Source organism: Burkholderia sp. APQ4-4ca, assembly GCF_057837105.1.
This window is the reverse complement of record NZ_JBYQCG010000021.1, coordinates 1-508: the sequence shown is the minus strand read 5'-3', so window position 1 is coordinate 508 and position 508 is coordinate 1. Positions and strand designations below refer to the sequence as shown.

At 63.0% G+C, this 508-nt stretch carries 1 pseudogene; it reads right to left on the bottom strand.

Annotation, left to right across the window (positions count from 1 at the left end):
• Positions 1 to 106 precede the first annotated feature (106 nt).
• A pseudogene (locus tag AC3IFE_RS01455) lies at positions 107 to 508 on the bottom strand (IS21 family transposase); the annotation flags it as partial.

Genomic DNA, 508 nt, shown 5'->3' with positions numbered 1-508 from the left:
CCGAACAGGAGGAAACGACAATTACAGAAACCTGACTAACGACAATTACCCCATCCAACCGGCCAAGGTAATTGACGCTCGACCGGCCAAAGTAGTTGACGATCTACAGCCTGGTGCGCTCGTCCTGCAGCACGTCCTCGACCGTCAGCTCGGGCCACTGCGGGTGCCGCGTCTGCCAGGCCTGACGACACTGGCCCGCGACCCATTCGTTCAGAAGCTCCAGCGTTTCCCAGCGTCGTAGCGCAGCCTCGTGCCAGATCTGGCGGCGCCGGTCCTGCACGTTCTTCTCAACGATGCCCTTCTCCCAGCCGGCGGCACGGTTGCAGAATTCCGGCTCGAACAGGTAATGGCCGCACAGTGCCTCGAAGCGTGCGTTGACCGCGCGCTCCTTGCCTCGGCCGACCTTGTCCACGGCGGTCTTCATGTTGTCGTAGATGCCGCGGCGCGGAACGCCGCCAAACGCGGCGAATGCGCGGGCGTGCGCATCGAACAGCATCTCGTGACTCTG